This window comes from Levilactobacillus suantsaii, assembly GCF_014069315.1.
In the GTDB taxonomy this organism is placed as follows: domain Bacteria; phylum Bacillota; class Bacilli; order Lactobacillales; family Lactobacillaceae; genus Levilactobacillus; species Levilactobacillus suantsaii.
In genome coordinates, this window is record NZ_CP059603.1 from 1,903,521 (window position 1) to 1,922,878 (window position 19,358).

Annotated in this window: 13 protein-coding genes; all 13 read left to right on the forward strand. The window is 53.1% G+C overall.

The window, feature by feature from the left end; translation table 11 throughout:
• Positions 1-7 precede the first annotated feature (7 nt).
• The 13 genes from era (at position 8) to clpB (ending at position 19,310) form a co-directional block, all read left to right on the forward strand.
• Positions 8-913 carry a GTPase Era gene (gene era / locus H3M12_RS08855; RefSeq protein ID WP_129031491.1) on the forward strand — a complete coding sequence of 302 codons (906 nt, stop codon included), beginning with the start codon at positions 8-10 and terminating at the stop codon, positions 911-913.
• A gap of 18 nt (positions 914-931) precedes the next feature.
• Positions 932-1,726, forward strand: a complete 795-nt coding sequence (gene recO / locus H3M12_RS08860; protein ID WP_129031490.1) for a DNA repair protein RecO — start codon at positions 932-934, stop codon at positions 1,724-1,726.
• A gap of 289 nt (positions 1,727-2,015) precedes the next feature.
• On the forward strand, positions 2,016-2,942 hold the full coding sequence (glyQ, locus tag H3M12_RS08865; RefSeq protein WP_129031489.1) for a glycine--tRNA ligase subunit alpha: 927 nt from the start codon (positions 2,016-2,018) through the stop codon (positions 2,940-2,942).
• Positions 2,942-5,017 carry a glycine--tRNA ligase subunit beta gene (glyS, locus tag H3M12_RS08870; protein ID WP_182150637.1) on the forward strand — a complete coding sequence of 692 codons (2,076 nt, stop codon included), beginning with the start codon at positions 2,942-2,944 and terminating at the stop codon, positions 5,015-5,017. The genes glyQ and glyS overlap by 1 nt, the downstream gene beginning before the upstream one ends.
• Positions 5,018-5,309: 292 nt before the next feature.
• Positions 5,310-6,188 (forward strand): proline iminopeptidase, encoded by an 879-nt coding sequence (pepI, locus tag H3M12_RS08875; protein WP_129031487.1) that lies wholly within the window; start codon positions 5,310-5,312, stop codon positions 6,186-6,188.
• A 236-nt stretch (positions 6,189-6,424) separates the two neighbouring features.
• The gene (gene dnaG, locus H3M12_RS08880; protein WP_170954932.1) at positions 6,425-8,275 is read left to right on the forward strand and encodes a DNA primase; all 1,851 of its coding nucleotides are present in this window, start codon (positions 6,425-6,427) and stop codon (positions 8,273-8,275) included.
• 10 nt (positions 8,276-8,285) lie between these two features.
• Positions 8,286-9,416 (forward strand): RNA polymerase sigma factor RpoD, encoded by a 1,131-nt coding sequence (gene rpoD, locus H3M12_RS08885; protein WP_404820002.1) that lies wholly within the window; start codon positions 8,286-8,288, stop codon positions 9,414-9,416.
• A gap of 258 nt (positions 9,417-9,674) precedes the next feature.
• Positions 9,675-10,199 (forward strand): RrF2 family transcriptional regulator, encoded by a 525-nt coding sequence (locus tag H3M12_RS08890; RefSeq protein ID WP_129031485.1) that lies wholly within the window; start codon positions 9,675-9,677, stop codon positions 10,197-10,199.
• Positions 10,200-10,242: 43 nt separating this feature from the next.
• Complete coding sequence (locus tag H3M12_RS08895) at positions 10,243-13,629, forward strand: MMPL family transporter (protein ID WP_233449237.1); 3,387 nt, start codon at positions 10,243-10,245, stop codon at positions 13,627-13,629.
• A 143-nt stretch (positions 13,630-13,772) separates the two neighbouring features.
• A complete protein-coding gene (locus H3M12_RS08900) occupies positions 13,773-14,480 on the forward strand; it encodes a tRNA (adenine(22)-N(1))-methyltransferase (RefSeq protein WP_129031483.1) in 708 nt (235 codons plus the stop codon).
• Positions 14,467-15,276, forward strand: coding sequence for a Nif3-like dinuclear metal center hexameric protein (locus H3M12_RS08905; RefSeq protein WP_182150639.1), 810 nt, complete (start codon positions 14,467-14,469; stop codon positions 15,274-15,276). Before H3M12_RS08900 ends, H3M12_RS08905 begins: the two co-directional genes overlap by 14 nt.
• Before the next feature lie 39 nt (positions 15,277-15,315).
• Complete coding sequence (gene pepT / locus H3M12_RS08910; protein ID WP_182150640.1) at positions 15,316-16,557, forward strand: peptidase T; 1,242 nt, start codon at positions 15,316-15,318, stop codon at positions 16,555-16,557.
• Between the two features lie 137 nt (positions 16,558-16,694).
• On the forward strand, positions 16,695-19,310 hold the full coding sequence (clpB, locus tag H3M12_RS08915; protein WP_129031480.1) for an ATP-dependent chaperone ClpB: 2,616 nt from the start codon (positions 16,695-16,697) through the stop codon (positions 19,308-19,310).
• Positions 19,311-19,358: the final 48 nt, after the last annotated feature.

Consider the following 19,358-nt stretch of genomic DNA (forward strand, 5'->3'; position numbering starts at 1 on the left):
AATAGCAATGGATAATCCAAATTACAAATCCGGGTTCGTGGCCATCGTGGGCCGCCCAAACGTGGGGAAATCGACGTTTTTAAACCGGGTGATTGGTCAAAAGATCGCCATTATGTCGAACACGGCCCAGACCACCCGGAACAAGATTCAAGGGATCTACACCACTGATGACGCCCAAATCGTTTTTATCGACACACCAGGGGTGCATAAACCCAAGACCGAATTGGGCGATTACATGGTCAAGTCAGCCTTGTCTGCGTTGAACGAAGTCGATGCCATTTTGTTCATGATCAACGCCGCCGAAAAGCGGGGTGCGGGGGATAATTTTATTATCGACCGCTTGAAGAATGCCAAGGCACCGGTCTATTTGTTGATCAACAAGATCGACCAGATTCACCCCGACGACTTGTTGAAGGTCATGGACCAATATAAGAAGGCCTTGCCGTGGCAGGCCGTCTACCCGATTTCGGCGCTCGAAGGCAACAACGTCGATGAGTTTCTGGGAGACTTAGTGGATCAGATGCCTCACGGGCCACAGTACTATCCTGATGACCAATTGACGGACCACCCGGAACGTTTCGTGGTCAGTGAACTGATTCGCGAGAAGATCTTCATGTTGACCCGCGAAGAAGTCCCCCATTCTGTGGCCGTGGAAGTCGAACGGATGCGGACCCAGGATGATGACCGGGTCCGTATCGATGCCACCATCGTGGTGGAGCGGCCGACCCAAAAGGGCATCATGATTGGTAAGGGCGGCAGTATGCTCAAAAAAATCGGGACGCTGGCCCGGCAAGATATCGAACACCTCTTAGGCAGTCCGGTCTACTTGAAGCTCTTCGTCAAGGTCCAACCCGGCTGGCGGGATAAGTCCAGCCTGCTGAAATCTTACGGGTACCGCAAGAGCGATATTTAACGATTAGGGGGGATGACCATGGCACAACACGTGACCGACTTTCACGGCATCCTTCTGTACCGCCGCGATTATGCTGAACGCGACTTTTTAATCAAGTTTTTTACGCTGGAGTTTGGTAAAAAGATATTTTTAATCCGCGGCGCCAAGAAACGGGGGTTTAAAATGACGGCTGACATTCTGCCATTTACCGTGGGGAGTTACGTCGGCGACATTCCCGACCAAGGATTGTCCTATATCCGCACGGCCCGCGAGACCACTCAGTTTCAAGGCATTGGGGCTGACATCTTCAAGAACGCCTACGCGACTTACATCATGAGCCTGGTCGACATCGCTTTTCCAGATAGTCAACCGCTCCCCGACTGGTATCACCGAGTCTACCGGGCCTTGGAACTGATTGACGAAGGGCAGAACCCAGCCATCGTGACCAACGTCATCGAGATTCAGTTGATGCCCGCCTTTGGGGTCGCCCCGCAATTGCAGGGGTGCGCCATCTGCGGACGCACGGATTTGCCGTTTGACTACTCGGAAAGTTACGGGGGACTCCTGTGTCAGCAACACTGGTCGGCTGATCCCCGGCGCTTACACCTGGGGCCGCGGACCATTTACTACCTGCGGCAATTCTCGATTCTCGATTTGGACCGGGTCCACCACATCAAGGTCAAACCCAGTACCGAACACGCTCTGCGACAATTGATGGATGAAATCTATGCCAGTCAGATTGGGGTCCACCCGCGCAGTAAGCGTTTCTTGGACCAGATGCAAGACTGGGCGCCCCGGCTGAAAACGCCGCCAGCTCACGATGAAGACGATTGACAAGCGCGCAACAGACGCTTATGATTAGTCACAGTTAAATAAGTCGACCATGATGAATGAAAAGTGTCAAGATCTACGAGTTAGCGACTTCGGGACGGTGTAAGCCGAAGCGAGATTTTGAAACGTTGGCACATTCGGAGTCGTTTACCAAGTAAGCTGCTAGTCGCTAGCGACTAGAAGTAGGGTGGAACCGCGAAATTAAGTCGTCCCTACGTGAATCTCTTTAGTGTAGATTCGCGCGGGGACTTTTTTGTGTGCTTATTTAGATCAATAAGGAGGAACAGTAGCCATGACAGAAAAACTGTCCATGCAAGCGATTATTTTAAAGTTACAGCAGTATTGGTCCGCTCAGGGCTGCATGCTGATGCAGGCTTACGATACCGAAAAAGGGGCCGGAACCATGAGTCCGTACACCTTCTTACGGGCCATCGGACCAGAACCGTGGAACGCCGCTTACGTTGAACCATCTCGGCGGCCCGCTGACGGGCGGTACGGGGAGAACCCGAACCGGTTGTACCAACACCACCAATTCCAAGTGGTGATGAAGCCCTCACCGGATAACATTCAGGACCTCTATTTAGGTAGCCTGAAAGAACTGGGCATCGACCCATTAGAACACGACATTCGCTTCGTCGAAGATAACTGGGAGAACCCGTCCATGGGTTGTGCCGGTGTCGGTTGGGAAGTCTGGTTGGACGGGATGGAAGTCACCCAGTTCACCTATTTCCAGGTCGTCGGTGGTCAGACCGTGGATCCCGTGACTTCCGAAGTAACCTACGGGTTGGAACGGCTCGCATCCTACATCCAAGACGTGAATTCCGTCTTTGATTTGGAATGGGGCGACGGCGTCAAGTACGGTGACATCTTCAAGGAACCCGAATACGAACACTCTAAGTACAGTTTTGAAGAAAGCAATCAGGACATGCTGTCGCGGCACTTCGACGAATACGAAGCCGAAGCCAAGAAGCAGATTGCTAACGGTCTGGTGCACCCGGCCTACGATTATGTGCTGAAGTGCAGCCACACCTTCAACCTATTAGATGCGCGTGGCGCGGTCTCTGTGACCGAACGCGCCGGTTACCTCTCCCGGATTCGGCGGATGGCGCGGGCCATTGCCAAGGCCTTCGTGGCGGAACGTAAGAAGCGCGGGTTCCCGTTGGTCAAAGACGAGAAATTACGGGCAAAGTTATTGGCAGATTCTGAGGAGGCAAACTAATGGCACACACATTTTTATTAGAAATTGGGTTAGAAGAAATGCCCGCCCACGTGGTCACGCCGGCCGTGCGGCAACTTCAGAAGCGCGTTGCCGATTACCTGAAGGATGAACGGGTCAGCTATGACGCCATCCAACCGTTCTCCACGCCTCGGCGCTTAGCGTTAGAAATCACCGGGTTAGCGGATAAGCAAGATGACATCAGTGAATCGGTCAAAGGGCCGGCCAAGAAGATCGCCCAGGACGCCGACGGCAACTGGACCAAGCCAGCAATTGGCTTCACTAAAGGTCAGGGCCTGACGCCGGACGACATCGTGTTCAAAGAATTCAAGGGCACTGAGTACGTCTACGTCGATAAGTTCATCGCCGGTCAACCGGTGGCTGAAGTCTTAACGGGCTTACGTGACATCGTGATGGCCATGACCTTCCCGACCATGATGAAGTGGGGCACCCACCACTTCGAGTACATCCGGCCGATTCGCTGGTTAGTCGCCTTGTTGGACCAAGACGTGATTCCGTTTAGCATCTTAGACGTGACCACCGACCGGGTCACCCAAGGCCACCGGTTCCTAGGCCAGGCCATCTCGTTAAAGACCGCGGCCGACTACGAAAGTGCCTTGCACGACGAGTACGTGATTGCGGACGCCGCGAAGCGCAAGGCCTTGATTGCTGAACAGATCAAGCAACTAGCGACGGACCACAACTGGACGGTCGACATCGATGCCGGCCTATTGGAAGAGGTCAACAACTTAGTCGAATGGCCGACCGCCTTTGCCGGGAGCTTCGACCAGAAGTACTTGACGATCCCCGAAGAAGTCCTGATTACCTCAATGTGGGACCACCAGCGCTTCTTCTACGCTCGGGACCAAGCCGGTAAGTTGTTGCCGAACTTCATCTCCGTGCGTAACGGGACCGACCACGATCTCCAAAACGTGATTGCCGGAAACGAAAAGGTTTTGGCGGCGCGGCTGGAAGACGCGATGTTCTTCTACAAGGAAGACCAGAACAAGACCATTGCCGATGACGTTGAACGCTTGAAGAGTGTCAGCTTCCACGATAAGATCAGTACCATGGCCGAAAAGATGCAACGGGTCGAAGCCATCGTGACTGTTTTAGCCGACCGGTTAAACTTAGACGCCACCCAAACTAAGGCCGTCGTGCGGGCTAGCCAAATCTACAAATTTGACCTGGTGACCGGGATGGTCGGTGAGTTTGCCGAACTCCAAGGGGTCATGGGTGAAAAGTACGCCCTGCTCCAGGGTGAAGATCCGGCAGTTGCTCAGGCCATTCGGGAACACTACGAACCGATTTCGGCTGATGGTGCGCTACCAACGTCTGTACCGGGTGCCGTTTTGGCATTAGCTGACAAGTTCGACAGTATCCTGACCTTCTTTGCGGCGGGGATGATTCCGAGTGGGTCCAACGACCCGTACGCTTTGCGGCGACAAGCCACGGGAATCGTGCGGATCGCGACCGACCAGAAATGGTCGTTACCAGTCAATGAGTTGGCGACGGCCTTCATCGCGGCCGAACAAGCGGCTAACGTGGCGCCTGAGTTGGACCAAGCTGGTCAAATCGACGCGTTGGTTGATTTCTTGAAGGATCGGGTCCGCAAGATTTTCCGCGGCGCAAAGGTCCGTCACGACATCATCGACGCCGTTTTAGGCGGCACGAGTAGTGATATCACCGAGCTCTTCACGGCGGCGGATATCTTGACGGCTCATGCGGCTGACGAGAACTTCAAGGCCGTCATTGAATCGTTGACGCGGGTCATTCGCTTAGCTCAAAAGGCCCCTAAGGACATCGCCAACGTCACAATCGACGCTGACAAGTTCGAAAATGACAGTGAAAGTCAGCTCCACCAAGGTGTTGACGCCGTTGCTGCGGCCGCACCAAAGGGCTTAGCGACCCTGTACGCGGCGTTAGTTGCCGTGCAACCAGCCATTGCGGCTTACTTTGACGCCACGATGGTCATGGTCGACGATGAGGCCGTCCGGAACAACCGTCTGGCCGAACTGAGTCGCTTGGCGAACTTGGCTTTACAATTAGGTGACCTGGATCAATTGGTCGTCAAGTAAGGGCCAGTCTTAAATTTGAATTTATCGGAGTCAGCCCCGTTAGTTTAGCGACTAACGGGGCTGACTCTTTTTTGATAATTAAACCAGGAATTAAACAAATTACTTTAACCTAAAAAACTAACCCCCAGTGGTTCAAGGCCGATGTCAGCTCCCCGGCACGATAGTAATTGGGACGTTGGTTGAGCGGGGGGCCTCACGTCCTTGCATTTTCCACAAAATTATGAAATGATTAAAAATAAGTTAAAAAATAATAAGGGCTGCGAGGATTACGCGGTTAGAAGAGGGGATTTTGATGGAAGTTCAAGAAGGTTACATGCCGTTTCACGGGTTTAAAACGTATTACCGCATCGTGGGTCAAGGCACACCGGGACAGGCGCCGCTATTGCTGATTCACGGGGGTCCGGGGTCGTCACACAACTACTTTGAATTGCTTGACGATTATGCGGCCACGGGCCGGCAATTGATCATGTATGACCAGGTAGGCTGTGGTAAGTCGTCGCTTCCCGAAGATGAGGGCGTTTACGTTAAGGAGACTTGGGCCGAAGAGTTAGTGGCGCTGCGTCGCTATTTACATCTGGACCAAATCCACATGTTAGGGCAGTCCTGGGGTGGGATGCTAGAGATGCTTTATTTGACCAATTACAGCCAGGCTGGCGTCAAGAGCGTGATGATCGACGGATCGCCGGCGTCCATTAAACTGTGGACTCAAGAACAACATCGTCTGCTCACCTATCTAAGTTATGAGGACCAAGAGGCGATTGCCGTGGCGGAACGAACCGGCGACTTTTCGGGGCCAAAATATCAAGCCGCTAATGCACGGTATATGGAACGGTACTGTTGGGACGCACCCGATGAAAACTCGCCGGAACCGATGCGCCGGGCGACGAATGGCCAACGAGCGAGTCGAATTGCCGAAGGACCTAACGAGTTTACGGAAAACGGAACTATCAGTGATTTTGACGTGACCGACCAACTCCATCAGATTCACGTGCCGGTCCTGGTTACCAGTGGGACCGACGATCTGTGTACGCCCTTGATTGCCAAATCCGTCTACGACCACATTCCGGGCGCCAAGTGGCACTTGTTTGCCAACAGCCGCCATTTGGCGTTGCTCGATCAACACGAGGCGTTCATTGACGTGTTGGATCACTGGTTGACGGCTCATGACTAAGCCAATTGCTTGCAGAATTGACAAAAAGTTTTATGATGGAAAGCCGCAAAGGTTGTGAAGACCGAATTTATATTTGGGTCGCGACCGAGTGGTTTTACTTGGACAAATCGGAGCTTCGTGGTATTATATATTATGTATTTCTACGCACGAATTCCAATCAAAGAGTCGCACTTTTCGGGTTCCCGGGGTGCGACTTTTCAAGGCTAGCGTGAGTGGATAGAACCGGAAGGGGGCTCATGATGGCGAAAATTCCGGAAGATGTGATTGAAACAGTTCGGACTGCGACTAACATTGCCGATGTCGTGGGCCAATACGTTCAGTTAAAAAAATCGGGTAAGAATTTGTTTGGTTTATGTCCCTTTCACGAAGAGCGGACCCCGTCCTTTTCCGTATCGGAAGGCAAACAGATTTTTCATTGTTTTAGTTGCGGTCGGGGTGGCAACGTCTTTAAATTCTTAATGGAGTTGGAACATGTTAGTTTCCGCGAGGCAGTCGTGAAGGTCGCAGATTTTAGCCACGTGGATTTGGCGACGGATTACCGCACGGAGGCGGACGCCCCCGCGGTCGATTCGAAGACCAGCCAACTGATCGACTTGCACGAACAGGCGGCTAAACTCTACCATCATATCTTGGTCAATACCGAGATGGGGCAACCCGCCCTGGATTATCTGCACCAGCGGGGGTTGACCGATGCGACCATCAAGCAGTACCAGTTGGGGTTTGCCCCCGACCAGCGATTGTTGAAGCCCTTCTTTGAGCAGCGGCAAGCAGATTATCAATTATTGCGGCAAAGTGGGTTGTTCATTGAGAACACGGCGGGCGAGTTACGGGACCGATTCACCGAACGGGTGATGTTTCCGTTACGGAACGCCAGTGGTCACGTGGCAGCTTTCTCCGGTCGGGTGCTGAAGAAAAGTGATGACCAGCCCAAGTATTTAAACAGTCCAGAAACGGCGTTATTTACCAAAAGTCGGTTGTTGTTCAATTTTGATTTAGCCCGCTCGGCGATTCGCCAACGGGGTGAAGTTATTTTGTTTGAAGGTTACATGGACGTGATCTCGGCGACCCAAGCAGGGGTCCCAAACGGGATTGCCTCGATGGGTACTAGCCTTACGACCGAGCAGATTTATGCGCTTGAACGAACGACAGACCAGATCGATATCTGTTATGATGGAGATGAACCGGGACAACGCGCGACGCAACGGGCAATCGGGTTACTACAAGCTCACAGCAAGATGAAGATTAATGTGATTCAACTACCGCAGGGGCAAGATCCGGACGAGTATCGGCGTGCGCACGGTGATGAGGCGTTTCAGCAGGTGATGCAAAGTGCGAAGGAAACACCGATTCGTTTTCAGTTACGGTATTTGCGGCAGAATCGGGCGTTAGAGACTGACAGCGAACGCTTAGCCTATTTGAACGACGTGATGCCACTATTGGCGCAGGTCCATGAACCGGTGGAATTAGACCTTTATCTGAAGCAATTAGCTAATGAGTTCAATCTCGACCAATCAGCACTCGTGGCGCAACTCAAGCAGGTTCGGCAGACTACGGCAGCTACGCGAGAACGGCAACGACCCACACCAGCGCGGCCACGTCCGGCAGCAAATGATCCGGCCGTGACTGTCCATCAGCAACGCGCGCCGTTAACACGCTTGGAACGGGCGGAACGCCAGTTGCTCTATTGGTTACTGCACGACCGTAACGTTTGGGCGCGGGTCGCGCAGGTGGCCGACTTTAGTTTTGTGCACGACGATTATCAAGTGATCTACACCCTGGCCCAGGGCTATTTTCAGACTCACGAAACGTATCAAAGCGCCCAGTTCACGGATTTCATTCAAGAAGAGCGCCTGCAACAACTCGTGATCGAGTTGGAGTCGACCATCTCGTTAGCGGCGGTGACCCCGCGCGAGATTGAGGACTATTTGAAGGTGATTATGGATGAGGCACCGCTCGACGCGCAGATTCGGCATAAGAAGCAAGCGTTAACGGAGGCGTCCCGGTTAGGTGATGCCGACCAACAGCGACAGCTCGTCATTGAGATTGTCCGGTTGGAACAACAACGACAGGCAAACAAGCAAGTTTAGTCTAGGGGGTATTTTAATGGCAAAAAAGACCACGGATCAACCAATGTTTGATCAAAAGGCATACAACAAAACGGTGCGGGCTTTAATCAAAAATACGAAAAAGGCCGGGCACATTACGTACGATGAACTCACTGATCAGGTGGCGTCACCATACGCGCTGGATGCCAAGCAGATGGATAAGTTATTAGAGACGATCTCCGATGCGGGTATTAGCGTGGTCGATGCAAAGGGTGAACCTGACCCACGGGCCGTTAAAGCTCAAAAAGCCGTTACCAAGAAGGAATTGAAGGCGGCCTCCACGACGACCGGGGTCAAGATCAACGACCCTGTACGGATGTACCTGAAGGAAATCGGCCGGGTCAGTCTGTTGACGGCGGACCAAGAAGTTGCCTTGGCATTACGAATCGAAAAGGGCGAAGAGGAAGCCAAACAAGAACTGGCTGAAGCCAACTTACGGTTAGTGGTTTCTATCGCCAAGCGTTACGTCGGTCGGGGGATGCAATTCCTAGACCTGATTCAAGAAGGGAACATGGGTCTAATGAAGGCCGTCGAAAAATTCGACTACCGTAAAGGGTTCAAGTTCTCGACGTACGCTACTTGGTGGATTCGGCAGGCGATTACGCGGGCCATTGCTGACCAAGCACGGACCATTCGGATTCCAGTGCACATGGTTGAAACCATCAACAAGTTGATTCGGATTCAACGGCAGTTACTCCAAGATCTTGGGCGGGAACCAACGCCAGAAGAAATTGGAGCTGAAATGGATATGCCGACCGAAAAGGTCCGGGAAATCTTGAAGATTGCCCAAGAACCTGTTTCGTTGGAAACTCCAATCGGTGAAGAAGACGACTCGCATCTGGGTGACTTTATCGAGGACCAAGACGCGACGAGTCCGGCAGACCACGCGGCTTACGAATTGCTCAAGGAACAACTCGAAAGCGTGCTGGATACTTTAACTGACCGGGAAGAAAACGTTTTGCGGCTCCGGTTCGGCCTGGATGACGGGCGGACCCGGACGCTGGAAGAAGTCGGTAAGGTCTTCGGGGTTACCCGGGAACGGATTCGGCAAATTGAAGCCAAGGCGTTGCGGAAGTTACGGCACCCATCCCGGAGCAAACAATTAAAAGATTTCTTAGAATAAAGTTGAATTTACCCTTAAGGGGGTTAAAAAGTCCGGATTTTTCCGGGCTTTTTTTGTGGCTAAAAGGAGTCGATGGGGCTATGCTGTGGATAAGTTAGGGGTGGCGAAAGTATGGCGTTACCTCTAATTGAAACCGTTTACATTAACGACTAAGTGCCCCCATAGTGATTTAACGAGTAAAAAGTCTTGAATTTTACCTTAAAGGGGATATAATGTATCTCGTTTAAAAGAACCTTAATAAAAGGGAGGGAGAAGTTGATGAAAGCCAAGCCAAGTTTGGAGCAGGCACTGTGTATCGTGGCGTTGTTGGGGATTCAGGACCGAAAGATTCCGCTACATAGCCAATTGGTCGCTGAACGGTTAGGCATCTCCACGAGTTATTTGAAAAAAATCGTCCAAAAATTGGCCAAGGCGGACCTAGTCAAGACCGTGTCGGGGCGCGATGGTGGCATTGTTTTGGCCCGGGATCCGCAACAGATTACGTTGTTAGACGTGTTTGATGCGATTGAGAGTTCGGTGCCGTTCGTGAAGAATACGGGGTTGGTCGACAAGGTATTTGGTCTGGACCACGAACATGAAATGGTGCGCGCCTTTCACCTCAAGAATTTTCAAGATCGTCAGCCGGTGGCGAACGTTTTAGCGGTCTTTGACCAAGCGGAAAAGCAGTATCGCCAGCAATTAGCCACCTTGACCATTGGCGCGGTCCTGCCCACGGAAGGGTCAGCCGCTTTGCAATTGGATTGGACTGAATGGTTAAGCCGTTCAAATAAAGAACAACGTTAATTAAGTTAAGTTATAAAAGGAGGTCACGAACGCTGTGCGTTGGATGAACAAGCGTTATTTATGGAACATGATTGGCTGGCTGGTTATCGTCTTACTAGCCGTCATCACGATTCCCAACATGAGCAAATTAGTTGCCGACAAAGGGCAAATCACAGTCCCCAGCAACTATCAAAGTACGCGGGCCACGAACATGCAAAAGAAGTGGGGGCGTTCGCAACGGGGGACGACCGCAATCGTGGTGGTCTTCAATAATGGGAACTCGGCGTTAACCAGTTCGCAAAACGACAAGATTGACCAGACAATCAAGCGAATCAAAAACCACAAACAAAAGTATCAGATTCGTGCGATTACGGCGGCGAGCGATAGTTCGACCGCTGCTGATCAGTTAGTCTCGAAAGATAAGAGCACGCAACTTTTGCAACTGAACGTGCACCAGACATCGAAGCATTCCATCACCAAGATTCGCTCGGAAATCACGAACTTGGCGAAAACGTCGGGCGTCACCACCTACGTGACGGGGGCCGATGTCTTGAACCAAGACTTCTCGGATGCCACCCAAGCGGGGATTCAGAAGACCGAGATCATTGCTGCCGTCTTCATTTTCTTAGTCTTGTGGCTGGTCTTTAAGTCACCGATTACGCCACTGTTCTCATTACTGACAGTGGGTGTTTCGGTCATTACGTCTATCTCAGTGGTGGCGAACTTAGTCGACCGTTTCAACTTCCCATTCTCGAACTTCACGGAAGTCTTTATCGTGATCGTACTCTTCGGGATTGGGACCGACTACAACATTCTACTGTATAACGAGTTTCGCGAGCGACTCGCCCGCGGAACGGACAGGTATTCGGCGACTAAGCAAGCTATCCGCATCGGGGGTCGTACGGTCCTGTACTCCGGCGTGTCCGTTTTGATTGGGATGAGTGTCCTGAGCTTTGCGAACTTCTCGCTGTACCGTTCCGCCGTCGGCATTGCCGTTGGGGTCGTGGTCTTACTGGCTGTTCTGCTGACCTTAAACCCGTTCTTCATGGCGGTCTGTGGGCCGAAGATGTTCTGGCCGGTCAAGAAATTCCAGGGTGAAGGGGATAGCAAGCTGTGGCACACCATGGCGCGGCATTCCATGATTCGCCCCGTGATTACGTTGATCCTAGTTGGTATCATCTTCATTCCGCTGGCCTTAACGTCACACGGCGATTTGGACTACGATAACTTGGTCGAAATTGGCGATAACGTGCCGGCCAAGCAAGGGTTCAAGGTCGTTCAGCAACACTTCTCCAAGGGAACAGCTGAACCGACCACGATTTATATTCAAAGCAAACACAAGCTTGATAACGAAAAATCATTAATGTTGATCGACCGCTTGACTAAGCAGTTGCAACAAAGCGACGGGGTCAAGACCGTGGCGTCGGCCACTCAGCCGGGGGGTAAAGCTATTAAGAAGCTCTACGTCCGTAACCAGATGAGTACCGTCACATCCGGATTGGTCAAGGCGCAAAACGGGGTCAATAAGATCAACAAGGGCCTCAAATCAGCCCATAAGCAGTTAGCGAGTCAAGACGTTTCGGGAGCCGTCAGCAGCGCTAATAAATTAGCGTCCGGGTCCAAAGAAGTTAGCAATGGCGCCCAAAAGCTGAATAGTGGGTCGCAAAGCTTGTCGTCTGGGGCGCAGAGCTTGAGCTCTGGGACCAAGACGTTACAAAGCGGGATTAGCCAAGTCACGTCCGGGTTGAACCAATTGAACACCCAAGTCTCCTCGGCTTCCGGGGGGCAACAAGCTGCCCAATTGGCCCAATTGGAAAGTGCCTTACCGCAATTGAATTCGGCCATTCAGCAATTAAACAACCAGGTCGCTGGTAGTTCGACGAGCACCAGTGGTGTCACCAATTCGTTGAGTACCATTGGCACGCAGACCAAGGACATTGCGACCCAACTGCAGAACATCAAGCAGTCGGTCGGTAACGTGTCGTCCGTCTCGTCCAGTCAGGTCAACGCGGCCTTTGAAGCGGCAGGCGTACCGTTGTCGGCTGCTCAGAAGCAAGTCATGGCGAGTGTCCTCGCTAAGCAAACGCAGGCGCAACAACAATTGTCGTCGGCCTTAAGCAGTTCTTTAGCGAAGATTGGCAGTGACGCCACGGCAATCGGCAACGCCGATCAAAGCGTCGCTAGTGAACTCCAGAGCTTGCAAAGATCGACCAGTACGTTACAAACTGCGGTGGCCACGCTGGCACAGAAGGCTAACGTTGTCCTACCGGGAGCCGCGACGGCGCTACAGTCGGCTAGCTCTCAATCTAGTCAACTCTCGAGTGCCACGAGCCAGTTGTCTTCAGCCATGAACACCATCAATGGCCGGATGCCACAATTGGTCACTGGTGCCACGGCGCTGGCTTCGGGGACCAACGAATTGGCTTCCAGTACCAGTCAACTGGTTTCCGGGGCGAGTCAAGTCGCGACGGGGAACCAGACGATGGCCACGCAATTGGCCAGCATGAGTAAACAACTGACCAGTTTGAAGAAGGGCTTAGGGACCGCCACGAACGGCCTCAGCACGGTTTCGACCGGGATGGGGTCGGCCAACAGCTACCTGGACGGCTTGCAGAAGTCGGCCGCAGCCAAGACCTTCTACATTCCAAAGAAGCAGTTGCACGGCAAGTCCTTTGCCCCCGCGTTGAAGACTTACGTGTCCCCGAACAAGAAGTTGACTAAGCTGACGGTCGTGTTAAGTGACGACCCAAGTTCGTCGGCCGCCATGGCGCGGTTGCCACAACTGGAAAAGGTGGTTAACGGCTCGTTGAAGGGCACTAGTTTGGGCGATGCCAAGGTCGCCTTTGGCGGCAACACGTCACAGACCAACGACATCAACCAGATGGCGTCGAGTGACTTTACGCGAACGGTCATCATCATGTTAGCCGGCATCTTCATTGCCCTGATGGTCGTGACCCGTTCGCTGGTTCAACCGATCATCATCGAAGGTATCCTGTTACTGGCTTACTCCGGGGCCTTAACGCTGGTCCACTGGATTACCAAGCCATTACTAGGGACCGACATGTTGACTTGGAACACACCGTTCTTCACGTTCGTCATGTTGATCTCACTTGGGGTCGATTACTCGATCTTCCTGATGCGTAAGTACCGGGAATACCTCCATGAACCGGGGGCCACGAGCGACAAGATGCTACAGGCGGCAACGGTCATTGGGACCGTGGTCATCTCGGCCGGCATTATCTTGAGCGGGACTTTCGCCGCGCTGATGCCATCCGGGGTCATGACCCTGATTCAAATCGCGTTAGCCGTCATCATCGGGATTATCTTGCTGGTCATCCTGTTACCAATCGTGATGCCAGCCGTGATGAAGATCACCTACCCGTACCCGTATTCCGGGATTGCCCGGCACGCGGATGACGAGCAGCGCGCGTCCCATCACGAAGATGACTAAGGTTAAAATTTAGTTGGCGTTAAATGAATCCCTCGTCGGTGACGATTTGTCACCGGCGGGGGATTTTTTGACGGGTACCCAAACGGTAGGGTTTAGCTTATACTAAAGGAGACTGAACAAATGTAGAGAAGGAGTTTACGACCATGGATGCAGACCATTTATCACAACGGCTGGCAACCGTTGCCAAATACGTGCCTGAGGGGAGTCGGTTAGCGGATATTGGGACCGACCACGCTTACTTGCCCGTGAACCTATTGAAACGCGGCCTGATTGCTGGCGGCGTGGCCGGTGAGGTAGTGCGCGGGCCGTTTGAAAACGCGCAACACGAGATAAAGCGCGAAGGTTTCACCGCCCAGTTGACGGCCCGTCTAGCCAACGGCTTGCAAGCTATCGAAGCCACGGACCACATCGATACCGTGGTTATTGCGGGGATGGGCGGTACACTGATCACCCAGATTCTGACCCAGGATTACGCGCGCTTAGCTGGTGTTCAGCGGCTGATTTTACAACCCAACGTGGGCGCCCATTTGGTGCGGCAGTTCTTGATGACCCACGGCTTTAAATTAGTAGCCGAAGAGATTTTGGCTGAAGATGGCCACATCTATGAAGTACTGGTGGCTGACCGAACGACTACGCCGGTGACCTATACGGCTGATGACTTACGGTTTGGCCCGTTCTTGTTGGCGGCCCCCAACGCCGCTTTCGTGGCCAAGTGGACCCACGAAGCCGAGCGAACCCAAGCGGTCTTACAGCAGATGCAAGCGGCTAAGCAGGTGCCGACGGCGAAGGTCGCCACGTTAAGGGCGGAATTAACACAGATCAAGGAGGTCTTGCAACGTGCGCGCACGTGAATTTGTGGAACGTTTTGAACAGTTTGCCCCGAAATCTTGGGCGGAACCTTGGGATGTCCCGGGGTTACAACTGGGGGATTTGGACGCGCCAATCCATAAGATTTTGGTAACGCTAGACGTCCGGCCCGAAACGGTGGCCGAAGCCATCAAGGTAGGCGCAGATTTCATCTTTGCCCACCATCCGGCCATGTTCCATCCGGCTAAAACACTGGACTTACAGGTGCCCCAGAACCAAATGTACGCGACGATTCTGGCGCATCACATCACGGTGTACGCCGCACATACCAACCTGGACAGTGCCCCTGGCGGGATGAACGATTGGTTGGCGGCGGCCTTAGGGTTAACGCACTGTACCGGCTTGGTCCCCAGCAACGGCCGCGAAGCAATGTCGGCCATTATGATGGGCCGCATCGGTAATCTGCCGACACCGACCACGGTGCGTGCCTTTGCACGGGACTGTCAGACGGCCTTTCACCTGGCCGGATTACGGTTAATTAGTAACACGCCGGACGCCCCGGTGCGCCGGGTGGCCATCTTAGGCGGCAGTGGCAGTGAATTTTACCCGGCTGCGTTGGCCCAGCACGCCGACGTGTACGTGACGGGGGATGTGTCCTACCACCCGGCGCAGGACATGTTGGCGGCGGGGCTCAGCGTTGTGGATCCCGGCCACCACATCGAAAGTATTTGTATCCCGCAATTGACTAAGTTATTTACGACTTGGCAAACGGAGAACAATTGGGACTTGACTATCCAACCGTTGGCTATCAACACCGAACCGTTTACCTTTATGATGTGACTGCTAATCACACGAGTAAAAAATGAAAGGATGATTGAATTGACGAAGTATGCAAACCTGATTCCGCGATTTTTAGATTACGTGAAAGTGAACACCCGCTCGGACCCGGCCTCGACCACGATTCCGTCAACGCCACGGCTGACGGACTTTGCGCAACGTTTGGTCAAAGACCTGAAGGCGATTGGCTTAAGTAACGTGCACATCAACTCACAATCGGCCTACGTTTACGCGACGCTACCGGCAAACACGGATAAAGCGGTCAAAAAGATTGGGTTCATTGCCCATTTCGATACGGCAGACTTTAACGCCGAAAACATTCAGCCGCAAATCGTGAAAGACTATGATGGGCAATCCGTCATTAATTTAGATGAGGCGGGCAAGTACCAGTTAGACCCCGCCGTGTTCCCGAATTTGAAAAATTACCAAGGAGACACCCTGATTACCACCGACGGGACCACGCTACTAGGCGCCGACGATAAGTCCGGAGTCGCCGAAATCATGGCGGCCGCAGAATATCTGTTGGCCCACCCGGAAATCAAGCACGGTGAAATCGAGATTGGTCTGGGTCCCGACGAAGAAGTCGGGACCGGGGCGGACCACTTTGACGTGGCGGACTTTGGTGCCGATTTGGCCTACACCGTCGATGGCGGACCTTTGGGGCAATTGGAGTACGAAACGTTTAACGCCGCGGATGCTCAGGTCAAAATAACTGGGACCAACGTTCACCCGGCCGAGGCGAAGGGCGTGATGGTCAACGCATCGCAAGTTGCCATGGACTTTCACGCGGCTTTGCCAGCGCATGACCGGCCCGAAACGACTGAAGGCCGGGAAGGGTTCTTCCATCTCTACCGCATCACGGGGGATGTGGACACGGCCCAACTCAGCTACATCATCCGCGACCACGACCGGCAACTCTTCGAAGACCGCAAACGGCTCTTCCAGGGCATCGCCGACCGGATGAACCGGGCTTACGGTCAAAAGCGTTTGGAAGTCACCATCAAGGACCAGTATTACAATATGCGTGAGATCATCGAAAAGAATATGACCGTGGTCGATTTGGCTAAAGACGCTATGGAAGCCTTACAAATCAAGCCGTTGATTTTCCCGGTTCGGGGTGGTACGGATGGGTCCAAGATTTCCTTCATGGGCTTGCCAACGCCGAACCTGTTTGCCGGGGGCGAGAACATGCACGGGCACTACGAGTACGTTTCCGAACAAACCATGGAACGGGCGACCGACGTTTTGTTAAAGATTGTGACCTTAGCGGAACAACGCGCTTAAATTAATTGGTCAAATTTGGTCAAATTATTTTGAATTTCAGCTTAAATCAGTTAGAATATGAGTGAAAATTGAGGTGACCTTAACGGGGCCTCTTTTTTAGCCACAACTTAAGTCTAAGTTGAAACGGAGGAAGAGATATGAATCCAGAAAAAATGACGCAAGCCTTGACGGACGCCTTAGGGGAGGCCCAACGGATTGCGGTCACCCGGCGACACCAAGCGGTCACGGTGGCACACCTATTTAAATTTTTGATTCAACTAGGTGAATTAGCTCGCCAGCTCTTTGAATCGGCTGGCGTTGACGTTGCGCAGTTGGACGCTGAACTCGACCGAGAACTGGACGGTATCAGTCAGGTCACGGGCAGTAACGTGCAATATGGTCAGACCTTTTCCAATAATTTGACCACTCTGTTGCAACAGGCCGACCAGTTGAAGGACAGTTACCATGATGAGTACTTGGCTATCGACATGGTGGTCTTGGCGCTGATGCAGTTAAGTGGGGAAAGCCTGACCGACTACTTGAAGCAACAAGGTTTGACCACTAAACAATTAAAGCTGGCCGTGGACCAAGTTCGCAACGGCGAACGAGTCACCTCGAAAAATCAGGAATCCCAGTACCAGGCCTTGAAGAAGTACGGAATTGATTTAGTCCAAGCTATGCGCAGTGGAAAAATCGACCCGATCATTGGCCGGGATGACGAAATCTTGTCCGTGATTCGGATCTTGTCACGGAAAACCAAAAACAACCCCGTCTTGATTGGGGAAGCCGGCGTTGGGAAGACCGCCATCGTGGAGGGCTTGGCCCAACGAATCGTGCGCGGCGACGTGCCCGACAACTTGAAAGACAAGACTATCTTTTCCCTCGATATGGGCGCATTGATTGCCGGGGCCAAGTACCGCGGTGAATTTGAGGAACGCTTGAAGGCCGTCTTAAAGGCAGTCACCAAGAGCGACGGTCAAATCATCATGTTCATCGACGAAATTCACAACATTGTGGGGGCTGGTAAGGCGGAAGGCAGCATGGACGCCGGGAACCTCTTGAAACCAATGCTAGCTCGCGGTGAGCTTCACCTGATTGGGGCCACCACGCTCGATGAGTACCGGGAATACATGGAAAAAGATAAGGCCTTGGCCCGCCGGTTCCAGCGAGTCGTGGTCGACGAACCCAGCGTGGCCGACACGGTCACGATTCTGCGGGGGATTCGCGAACGCTTCGAAATCCATCACGGGGTCCGCATTCACGACAATGCCCTGGTAGCGGCCGCTAAGTTGTCGAACCGCTATTTGACCGACCGTTTCTTGCCCGACAAGGCCATCGACCTGGTGGATGAAGCCTCGGCTTCGATTCGGGTCGAGATGAACTCGGCACCAACCGAACTGGACCAAGCCCAGCGTCAGATGATGCGGATGCAGGTCGAACAAACGGCATTGAAGCAAGAGACCGACGCCGCATCGAAGACTCGCTTACAAGAACTCACCAAGCAACTGGCCGACATCAAGGAGAAGGTCGACCGTTTGAGCGCTCAGTGGACGGACGAAAAGACGGCAATCCAACAACTCGGGACCAAGAAGACCGAAATTGACCGGGCCAAGCGCGAATTGACTGACGCCGAAAGTCAGTACGACCTGACCAAGGCGGCTAAGCTCCAACACGGGACTATTCCGCAGCTGGAAAAGGAACTGACGGAACTGGAAGCCCGCAACCATCAAAAGAAGTGGCTGGTCTCCGAATCCGTGACGGCGAACGAAATCGCGGCCGTGGTCAGTCGGATGACGGGGATCCCGGTCACTCGGTTGGTCCAAGGCGAACGCGAAAAGCTTTTGAAATTAGGTGACCGGTTGCATGACCGGGTCGTGGGCCAGGACCAAGCCGTAGCTGCCGTGGCGGATGCCGTCCTGCGGTCCCGCGCCGGGTTACAGGATCCGACCAAACCGTTGGGCTCATTTCTCTTCTTAGGTCCGACCGGGGTCGGAAAGACAGAACTGGCCAAAGCGTTGGCCGCTAACTTATTCGACAGCGAAGATCACATGGTCCGTATCGACATGAGCGAATACATGGAAAAGGAATCCGTGTCCCGGCTAGTTGGTGCAGCGCCCGGTTACGTGGGCTACGAAGAAGGGGGCCAACTAACCGAGGCCGTCCGGCGTAACCCGTACACCATCGTCTTGTTTGATGAGGTGGAAAAAGCACATCCGGACGTCTTTAACTTGTTATTACAGGTCTTAGACGATGGCCGCTTGACGGATAGTCAGGGTCGGACCGTGGACTTCAAGAACACGATCTTGATCATGACCTCGAACTTGGGGTCCGACATCCTGTTACAAGGGACCGATGACCAGGGAAAACTGACCAAGGACGCGCAAGAACAGGTCGCTCGATTGTTGCAAACACACTTCCGGCCCGAATTTTTGAACCGGATCGATGAGACCATCATGTTCACGCCACTGACGTTAGCCGACGTCCAACAAATCGTGGTCAAATTGGTCGCCCGGTTAGCGACGCGCCTGCATGAACAACAGTTAGACTTGACCATCACGCCAGCGGCCCAACAATGGATTGCCCAAGCTGGGTACCTGCCAGCTTACGGGGCGCGACCATTGCAACGGTTCATCACCACCCACGTCGAGACGCCGTTGGCCAAGTTGTTGATTGCGGGTGAGATTCCTGCTCACAGCTTGATCACCATCGACGTGGCGGATGATCAACTGACGTTCACGCATCAAGTGCAAACGCCCGCCGAAGTTCAACAGTAACAACGCAGTATAAGCCCAGTCTCAATGGCCATTCAGGCCGTGGAGGCG